Annotated in this window: 7 protein-coding genes; 5 read left to right on the top strand and 2 right to left on the bottom strand. The window is 64.4% G+C overall.

Annotated elements, in window-relative coordinates; translation table 11 throughout:
* Nucleotides 1-337: 337 nt before the first annotated feature.
* Nucleotides 338-1,552 carry an ornithine--oxo-acid transaminase gene (rocD, locus tag SE91_RS21515; RefSeq protein WP_061849021.1) on the bottom strand — a complete coding sequence of 405 codons (1,215 nt, stop codon included), beginning with the start codon at nucleotides 1,550-1,552 and terminating at the stop codon, nucleotides 338-340.
* A gap of 223 nt (nucleotides 1,553-1,775) precedes the next feature.
* The gene (locus SE91_RS21510) at nucleotides 1,776-2,996 is read right to left on the bottom strand and encodes a cytochrome P450 (RefSeq protein ID WP_061849020.1); all 1,221 of its coding nucleotides are present in this window, start codon (nucleotides 2,994-2,996) and stop codon (nucleotides 1,776-1,778) included.
* A 106-nt stretch (nucleotides 2,997-3,102) separates the two neighbouring features.
* On the opposite strand from SE91_RS21510, the gene SE91_RS21505 reads away from it, so the two are divergent.
* The 5 genes from SE91_RS21505 to SE91_RS21485 all read left to right on the top strand — a co-directional run bounded on the left by SE91_RS21505 (nucleotide 3,103) and on the right by SE91_RS21485 (nucleotide 9,419).
* Nucleotides 3,103-3,645 carry a phosphonopyruvate decarboxylase gene (locus SE91_RS21505; RefSeq protein WP_061849019.1) on the top strand — a complete coding sequence of 181 codons (543 nt, stop codon included), beginning with the start codon at nucleotides 3,103-3,105 and terminating at the stop codon, nucleotides 3,643-3,645.
* The gene (locus SE91_RS21500; RefSeq protein WP_061849018.1) at nucleotides 3,642-4,232 is read left to right on the top strand and encodes a thiamine pyrophosphate-dependent enzyme; all 591 of its coding nucleotides are present in this window, start codon (nucleotides 3,642-3,644) and stop codon (nucleotides 4,230-4,232) included. The genes SE91_RS21505 and SE91_RS21500 overlap by 4 nt, the downstream gene beginning before the upstream one ends.
* Before the next feature lie 138 nt (nucleotides 4,233-4,370).
* A complete protein-coding gene (locus tag SE91_RS21495) occupies nucleotides 4,371-5,057 on the top strand; it encodes a TetR/AcrR family transcriptional regulator (protein ID WP_060735451.1) in 687 nt (228 codons plus the stop codon).
* 1 nt (nucleotide 5,058) lies between these two features.
* On the top strand, nucleotides 5,059-6,249 hold the full coding sequence (locus SE91_RS21490; protein ID WP_008550301.1) for an efflux RND transporter periplasmic adaptor subunit: 1,191 nt from the start codon (nucleotides 5,059-5,061) through the stop codon (nucleotides 6,247-6,249).
* A 71-nt stretch (nucleotides 6,250-6,320) separates the two neighbouring features.
* Nucleotides 6,321-9,419: a MexW/MexI family multidrug efflux RND transporter permease subunit gene (locus SE91_RS21485; protein WP_008550299.1), complete on the top strand. Its 3,099-nt coding sequence runs from the start codon at nucleotides 6,321-6,323 to the stop codon at nucleotides 9,417-9,419.
* Nucleotides 9,420-9,505: the final 86 nt, after the last annotated feature.

Raw genomic sequence — 9,505 nt, 5'->3', positions numbered from 1 at the left:
CCATGGCAGGCGGCGCTGCCGGGCGAGCCATGGCCGGTGGTGCTGCCGGACGAGCCATAGCAGGTGGTGCTGCCGGTCGGGCCATGGCCGGTGGTCCTGCTGGCGGCGCTGCGGCTGGCCCTGGTGGTCCTCCACCCCGTCCGTGTCCGAGGGGTCCCTGGGCCGGCGCGCTCGTCGTCAGCATCGAGACGCCAACCAAAACAGCCGTCAGGCAAACGCCACGCGGAAGCATGATCCTAGCTCCCAACTCGTAATCGCCCACGACTTTCAACGCGCAGACGGCGCAATCGTTCGTTCTTGGCCACGGCCGGCATTGCGATCTTCCGACGCAGGCAGCTCAAGAGAAATCCTGCGTCAGGATCGCAGCGAACCGCTCCAGCGCCCAGTCGACCTGGTCGGTTGTGATCACCAGCGGCGGGGCGATGCGGATCGTATGCTCATGGGTATCCTTGGCGAGGATGCCCTTGCCCTGAAGCGCCTCGCAGTAGCGACGTGCCCGCCCGGCCTTGGGATGAAGCTCGACCGCCAGCATCAAGCCGCGGCCACGCACCTCGCGGATCGTGTTGGCGCGGATATCCCTCAAGCCGTCCAGGAAGCGCGCGCCCTGCCTGGCCGCGTTCTCGATCATGCCTTCCTCGATCAGCACGCGCATCGCCGCGCGCGCCACGGCGCAGGCGAGCGGGTTGCCGCCGAAGGTCGAACCGTGTTGCCCGGGCCTCAACGTCCCGAGCACGTCGGTGTTCGAGAGCACGGCCGACACCGGATAGAAGCCGCCGGACAGGGCTTTGCCGAGCAGCGTCACGTCAGCCTCGATTTCCTCGTGCTGTTCGGCGAGCAGCTTGCCGGTGCGGCCGAGCCCGGTCTGGATCTCGTCGAGCACCAGCATCACGTTGTTGGCGGTGCAGAGCTCCCGCACCTCAGTGAAATAGCCGGATGGGGGAATGATGACACCGGCTTCGCCTTGGATCGGCTCGACCAGGAAGGCGACGGTGTTTGGCGTGATGGCGGCTTCCAGCGCCGCGGCGTCGCCGAACGGGACGATCCTGAAGCCTGGCGCGAACGGGCCGAAGTGCGTGCGTGTCTCGGGGTCGGTTGAAAAGCCGACGATGCCCAGCGTGCGTCCGTGGAAATTATTGGCGCAGACGATGATCTCGGCCTGGCCGTCAGGCACGCCCTTTACTTCATAGCCCCATTTGCGGACCGACTTGACCGCGCTTTCGACCGCCTCGGCGCCGCTGTTCATCGGCAGCACCTTGTGGGAGCCGGTCAGCGCCGCGATCTCTTCGTAGAAGGGCGCGAGTTGGTCGTTGTGGAAGGCACGCGAGGTGAGCGTCAGCCTGTGCGCCTGTTCCACCATCGCCGCCAGGATCTTGGGGTGGCAGTGGCCCTGGCTGACCGCCGAGTAGGCCGAGAGGCAATCGAGGTAGCGGTTGTCTTCGGTATCCCAGACCCAGACACCTTCGCCGCGCGACAGGACGACGCCGATCGGCTCGTAATTATGGGCGCCAAAGCGTGCTTCCGTAGCAACGAAATCAATGACCGACGCGCTCATCTGCCGTCACTCCATTGCTGCGCGCCGGCGCCAACCGGCCGCACGGCCGCGCTCAAACTGATGTGGGTACCGGTCTGCCCGCTCGGAAGCCCTGATGCGTCCGATGGCGCGGCGCGGCCTGATTTGCCCGAAATCTCAGATGGTTCTGCCGCATGACAGCACGTCGTCCTCCGACCCACGCTCTACTGTGCATGGGGTTGTTTTCGTAGTTTGTTGTCGCCCCTCAGCGAAGCGCGCAGGGCACGCTCAAAAAGCCCCGAAACCGAACCCGTCCGCCGCGCACCGGCGCCCCGCTGACGGCATAGTTCGGGAAGCGCGCCAGGAAGCGTGAGATCGCGACGGCGCCCTCCAGCCGTGCCAGCGCCATGCCCGCGCATTGATGCGCGCCGGTGGCGAAGGCGAGGTGCCGGTTCGGCGTGCGGCCAATGTCGAAGCGTTCGGGGTCCGCAAACTGCGCGGGGTCGCGGTTGGCCGCGCCGATGCACAGCGTCACCGAGGTGCCGGCCTCGAGCATGACGCCGCCGAGCTCGATCTTCTCGGTGGTCATGCGGTTGCCGAGCTGGTTCGAGCTTTCGTAGCGCAGCATCTCCTCGACCGCGGTCTTGATCAGGTCGGGATGGTCGATCAGGCGCTGTTTCTGGTCGGGATTGCGGTCCAGTGCGACGAGGCCGTTGCCGATCAGATTGGTCGTGGTCTCGTGGCCGGCATTGAGCAGGAAGATGCAATTGTGCAGCAGTTCCTTCTCGGTCAGCCGCTCGCCGTTCTCTTCTCCCTGGATCAGGCGCGTCAGCACGTCGCGATCAGGGTTGCCGGGCCTCGCGCGCCGGCGCGCGACCAGCGTTTCGAGATAGGCGAGGAAGTCCGTCACCGCCTTGTTGCCGCGCGTAGCCGCTTCCGGCGACACCACCGGCTCGAGCGCGCCGAGGATTGCTAGCGACCAGTCGCGCAGCGGTCGGCGCTCGTCGTGAGGCACGTCGAGCAGATTGCCGATGACTTCGATCGGAATGGACGCGGCGAAATCCTCGATCAGCTCGCAAGCGCCCTTGGCGGCGATCGCATTGAGCAGACCGTCGACCAGCTTGATGAGATCGCCCTCCATCCCCGCGATCGCGCGCGGCGACAGCGCGCCCATGATCAGGCGCCGCACGCGCGTATGCGCGGGCGGATCGTTGAAGACGAGGCTCGTGGTGTGGTGCTCGTAAAGCGGCGTGTCGCCGTATTTCGGCGCGAACTCGCGTTTCTTGTCCGAGCTGAACGACTTCGTGTTCTTGTAGGTGGTGACGAGATCGTCGTAGCGGGTCAGGAACACGGTGCCGTTGCGCAGGCGCTTGACCGGCTCGTTCTCCCGCAGTGCACGATAGGTCGGATAGGGGTTGTCGTAGAACTCGGGCGTCAGCTTCTCGAGATCGAAGCTTGCCGCCAGCGCCTTCGCATCTGCGTTCATCCCGTTATACTCGCCGGTTAAAGCCGATATGCCGTTTTTGTTGTTCTGGTCGACACGTGCATGCGTCTACAGTCTTCGAAACACTGCTAGCCGACCGGACAGGAAAATGCACGCGCGCGCTGACGCTCCCGACACGGCCCCGAGTTGGCCCGACGATATTTTCGCGACATTGCAACGCTTCGACGTCCGGCAGGTGCCTTACGTGCCCGACGCCGGCCATTCCAAGCTGATCCAGCGCGTGCTGGACTCCTCGACGATGCGCGGCATTCCGCTGACGACGGAGGAGGAGGGCGTTGCGCTTTTGGCGGGCGCCTGGACCGGCGGGCAGCGCGGCGTGCTGCTGATGCAGTCGAGCGGCGTCGGCAATTGCATCAACATGCTGTCGCTGATCCCGATCCTGCGCTTTCCGTTCCTCACGCTCGTGACCATGCGCGGCGAGTGGGGTGAGTTCAATCCTTGGCAGGTGCCGATGGGATCGACCACGCAAGGCGTGTTCGAACTCTCCGGCGTCCAGGTGCTGCGCGCCTCCCACGCAGCCGAGGTGTCGGCCGTGCTGGAGGCGGCCGCGTCGCAGGCCTTCAACGCGCTCACCCCCACCGCCGTCCTTCTGTCGCAGCGCCTGATCGGCGCCAAGGTTTTCACCAAATGAGCAAGGCCAATCTCCTCGACCGGCGCCAAGTGGTCTCCGCGCTACTGGCGAACCGCAAGGACGTCGTCGCGATCGGAGGCCTGGGTGCCTCCACCAACGACATGTGCGCGGCCGGCGACCACGCCCGCAACTTCTATCTCTGGGGCGGCATGGGCGGCGCCGCGATGATCGGTCTCGGGCTGGCGCTGGCGCAGCCGAAGCTGCCGGTGCTGGTCATCACAGGCGACGGCGAGATGCTGATGGGCATGGGCAGCCTTGCCACCATCGCTCTGCAGAAACCGTCCAACCTCTCCATCGTGGTGCTCGACAACGAGGCCTATGGCGAGACCGGCGGCCAGACCAGCCACACCTCCGCCGCCGCCGACCTCGTCGGCGTCGCCAAGGCATGCGGCATTGCCGACAGCCAGTCGATCTCGACCATGGCGGAGGTGGAGGCCTTCGCCAAGGCGGTCCACGACGTCTCGGCCGGGCCCCGCTTTGCCAATGTGAAGATCGACAGCGCCAATCTGGAGCGGATCCTGCCGACCCGGGACGGGACTTACATCGTCAACCGGATCCGTGGTGACCTCGGCTTCCAGCCAATCTAGGAGGCCGGTTGGCGCCTCCGTCCTGCACGGAGGCCGTGTACTCAGGCGACTTCTACCGAATCTAGAGGTTGCGATGCAGCATAGTGCTTGACTTTTGCGTGGGTGAGTGCTTACTCACCCACCATGAGCTCATTGCGTATGACGAGCGACCTGAGGCGTCAGTTGATCCTCGGTGCCGCGAAACGCTGCTTTGCCCGACACGGCTATAACGGCACCACGACCAAGAGCGTGGCGGCCGCCGCTGCCATTTCCGAGGCGCTGCTGTTCAAGCATTTCCCGTCCAAGGCGGCGCTCTACGCCGAGATCCTGAGCGACGAATGCGAGGCCGATCCGGCCCTGATGGAGCTGCTCGAACGGGAGCCGTCGACGGCGGCCCTGGTGGAGCTGATCCGCGGCATGGTGCAGCATTTCCTCGCGATCGCGGACGGGCCCGACCAGGAAGAGGCGCAGCGCCTGCGACTGATGGCCACGAGCCATTTGGATGATGGCGAATTCGCCCGCTTGCTGTATGCCAAGATCGAGACGCTGATCGGGGCCGTGTTCGTCACCTCACTCGAGCGGGCGATTGCGAGCGGTGACGCGCGGCCCTGCACGGGCGATCCGCTCAACCTGTTCTGGTTCGCGCATCATGTGGTGATGACCGCGGCGCTGACCAGGCTGCCGGCCACGCCCTGTCTCGCTTACGGCAAGGCGAACGATTTGGAGCGGCAGCTCTGTGAGTTCCTCCTGAGGGGTATCGGACTTAACGACGCCGCAATTGCTTCGCATCTGGGCCACGATCAGGCCACGGACGCGGGCAGGACGGCGATTGCAGAAAGTGCATGACATGAACATCGTAGCCGAACACAAGATATCGGGCGAACCGATCGACAAAGCGCCGAAGCGTCCGGTCAAGCCGGTGCGCTGGTTCATCATCGTCGGCACGCTTCTGGCCGTGCTCGTCGGCGGTCTCGTCTGGTTCAACTATTTCCGTGGCCAGATGATCAAGCAGTTCTTCGCGAACAACAAGCCGCCGCCGACCGCAGTCAGCGCGGCTGAAGCGAAGTCCGAGGTGGTGCCGAACCTGCTCACGGCGGTCGGCAGCCTCGTCGCCGTGCATCAGGTCGACGTCTCCGCCGACGTCAACGGCCGCGTTACCGAAATCAAGTTCGAGCCGGGCACGCGTGTCGAAGCCGGCACGCCGCTGGTGCAGCTGTTCGATGCGCCGGAGCAGGGCGATCTCGCCAACTACAAGGCACAGGCCACCGTCGCGCAGCTCTCGCTCGACCGCGCCAAGCAGCTGGCCGCGCGCCAGTTCGGTCCGCAGGCGACCGTCGATCAGGCCCAGGCCGCCTACGACCAGGCGCAGGCGGGCATCGCCAAGACCGAGGCGCTGATCTCGCAGAAGCTGGTGCGTGCGCCGTTCTCCGGCGATCTCGGTGTGCGCAAGGTCGAGGTCGGCCAGTATCTCACCGCCGGCACCGCCATTGTCTCGCTGACCGATCTGTCGGAGCTGTGGGCCAACTTCACGGTGACGGAAAAGGACTCGGGCAACCTCAAGGTCGGTCAGGTCGTCCGGTTGAAGGTCGACGCCTATCCGGGCCGCACCTTCGACGGCAAGATCACCACGATCGAGCCGCAAATCTCGACCGACACCCGCAACATCCGCGTGCAGGCGACGATCGCCAACCCGGAGAAGATCCTCAAGCCCGGCATGTTCGTGACCACCACGGTGGTGCTGCCGGACAAGCCGGCCGTGATCACCGTTCCCGAGACGGCGGTCGACTACACGCTGTACGGCGACTCGGTGTTCGTGATCACAGAGAAGAAGGAAGAGGACGGCAAGACTAGCCTCTCCGCGGTGCGCACCTTCGTGCAGACCGGCAACCGGGTCGAAGGTCGCGTCGAAATCATCAAGGGCCTGAAGGCGGGCGACAAGATCGTCGCCGTCGGCCAGCTCAAGCTGCAATCGGGTGCGGCGGTGTCGATTTCGACCGACCCGGCCCCGCAGATCCCGGCGCAGCCGCCGCGTTACTGACCCAACTACATTCGCGTGATCCGGCTCGGCCGGATCACGCTTCTTGAGACATAGAATTCGAGATCGCCGCGATGCGCTTTACCGATATTTTCATCAAGCGACCGGTCCTGTCGGTCGTCGTCAGCCTGCTGATCCTGCTGATCGGTCTACGTGCGGCGATGGTGCTGCCGATCCGGCAATATCCGAAGCTGTCGAACACGGTCATCAACATCACGACCGTCTATCCCGGCGCCTCCGCGGACCTGATCCAGGGCTTCATCACCACGCCGATCGAGCAGGCGGTCGCGTCCGCCGAAGGCGTCGATTACATCACCTCGTCCTCGGTGCTCGGCACCTCGACGATCCAGGTCTACATCAAGCTGAACTTCGATCCGAACCAGGCGCTCACCGAGGTGCTGGCGAAGACGAACTCGGTGAAGTACCTGATTCCGAAGGAATCCAACGACCCGATCGTCACCAAGACCACCGGCCAGACCACGGCCGTGATGTATCTCGGCTTCTCGTCAGATGAGCTGTCCGGCTCGGCGATCTCGGATTATCTGACGCGTGTGGTCCAGCCGGTGCTGTCGACCGTCGACGGCGTGGCCTCGGCCGACATTCTGGGCGGCCAGACCTTTGCAATGCGGCTGTGGCTCGACCCCGTGAAGATGGCCGGCCGCAATGTCTCGCCGGCGGACGTTGCCGCGGCAATCACCGCCAACAACTTCCAGTCCGCGGCGGGCCAGACCAAGGGCTATCTCATCGTCTCGAACGTTTCGACGAATACGGGCCTGACCGACGTCAATCAGTTCAAGAAGATGATCGTCAAGGCCAAGGACGGCGGCTTCGTGCGGATGGAGGACATCGCCACCGTGGAGCTTGCGGCCCAAAGCACGGATGCCAGCGTCGCCTTCAACGGCGAGCGTGCGATCTTCATTGGCGTCCAGGCGACGCCACAGGGTAACCCGCTGACGCTGGTCAAGGGCGTGCGCGCGCTGTTTCCCGAGCTCGAACGCAACCTGCCGCCCTCCATGAAGATGAAGGTCGCCTATGACTCGACCAAGTTCATCCAATCCTCGATCGACGAGGTGCGGAATACCTTGGGCGAAGCGGTGATCATCGTGATCGTGGTCATCTTCCTGTTCCTGGCCTCGCTGCGCTCGGTCATCATTCCCGTCGTCACCATTCCGCTGTCGATGATCGGCGTCTGCACCATGATGCTGGCGCTGGGCTTTAGTTTCAACCTGCTGACCCTGCTGGCGATGGTGCTGGCGATCGGCCTCGTCGTCGACGACGCCATCGTCGTGGTGGAGAACATCCACCGCCATCTTGAGGAGGGCAAGACGCCGGTCCAGGCGTCGCTGCAGGGCGCGCGCGAAATCGTCGGGCCAGTCATTTCGATGACGATCACGCTTGCGGCGGTGTATGCGCCGATCGGCTTCCTCGGCGGCCTCACCGGATCGCTGTTCCGGGAATTCGCCTTTACGCTGGCGGGCTCGGTCATCGTGTCGGGCGTGGTCGCGCTGACGCTGTCGCCGATGATGTGCTCGGTGCTGCTCAAGAACACGGAAGAGGGCCGTTTCGCCAAGCTCGTGAACCGGGTGTTCGGCGCCATGACGCGGTGGTACGGCCGCAAGCTCGACCGCTCGCTCGACTACAAGGCCATCACCGGCCTGTTCGCCGTGACGATCCTCGGGCTCGTCGGCTTCCTCTACATGCATACCTCGAAGGAGCTGGCTCCCGAGGAAGATCAGGGCATCGTGTTTGCGGTGACCAAGGCGCCGAAATACGCCAACATCGACTATGTCGATTTTTACGGCGAGAAGCTCGACAAGGAATTCCAGAAGTTTCCCGAGACCGATCTGCGTTTCGTGCTGAACGGCATCAACGGCCCGCAGGGCGGCATTGCCGGCATGCTCTTGAAGCCGTGGGACGAGCGCACACGCTCGTCGATCGCGTTGAAGCCGCTGGTGCAGGCCGAGCTCTCCAAGATCGAGGGTGTGCAGGCGTTCGCGTTCAACCTACCGCCGCTGCCGGGCGGACCCGGCGGCCTGCCGATCCAGATGGTGATCAACTCCACGGCCAGCTTCCAGACCGTCTATGAGCAGATGGAGAAGCTGAAGGAATCCGCACGCAATAGCGGCATGTTCATCGTCTCCGACAGCGACCTCGCCTACAACCAGCCGAACGTCGAGGTGACGATCGACCGCACCAAGGCGCAGGATCTCGGCGTCAACATGCAGAACCTCGGTTCGACGCTGGCGGTGCTGCTCGGCGGCAATTACATCAACCGCTTCAATCTCGAGGGCCGTTCCTATCAGGTCATCCCGCAGGTGCCGCGCGGCAAGCGGCTCTCGCCGGAATCGCTCGGCGGCTATTATGTGACGACCAATACCGGCCAACAGCTTCCGTTGTCGACCGTGGTCTCGATCAGGACCAAGACCGATCCGAATTCGCTGACGCACTACAACCAGCTCAATTCGGCGACGTTCTCGGCGGTGCCGATGCCCGGCGTGACCGTTGGTGCTGCGGTCGATTTCCTCGAAGGCGAGGCCAAGAAGCTGCCGCAAGGCTTCAGCCACGACTATCTGGCGGACTCCAGGCAGTACGTGCAGGAAGGCAATCAGCTCGCGATCACCTTCGGCTTCGCGCTGATCATCATCTTCCTGGTTCTGGCGGCGCAGTTCGAGAGTCTGCGCGACCCGTTGGTGATCATGATCTCGGTGCCGATGGCGATCGTCGGCGCGCTGATCCCGCTGTTCTTCGGCATGGCGACCATCAACATTTACACCCAGGTCGGTCTGCTCACCTTGGTCGGCCTGATCACCAAGCACGGCATCCTGATGGTGGAGTTCGCCAACGAGCTCCAGGTCAACGAGCGGCTCGACCGCCGCTCCGCGATCGAGATGTCGGCCCGCATCCGTCTGCGGCCGATCCTGATGACCACGGCCGCGATGGTGACGGGCCTGATCCCACTCCTGACTGCGACCGGTGCGGGCGCGGCCAGCCGCTTCTCGATCGGTCTGGTCGTCGTGGCAGGCATGTCGATCGGCACGCTGTTCACGCTGTTCGTGCTGCCGGCGGTCTATGTGGTGCTGGCGACCGACCATCGCGCGACGGCCGATTCGGAGCGCAACAAGCAGATTGCCGATCTCGACCTCGGCTCCGACAAGGCCCTGCGCCCGACCTGAGGCCGCAAGCGAAGCAAACCAGAGGGCGGCAGCGGTTCCCGTTGCCGCCCTTTTTCGTTGCGCTGGTGCTTCGCTCTCCCGCGCCT

Origin of the sequence: Bradyrhizobium sp. DOA1, assembly GCF_001593325.1 — a bacterium.
Classification (GTDB): Bacteria; Pseudomonadota; Alphaproteobacteria; order Rhizobiales; family Xanthobacteraceae; genus Bradyrhizobium.
The sequence above is the reverse complement of the archived record's forward strand: the minus strand, read 5'-3'. Positions and strand labels throughout refer to the sequence as shown.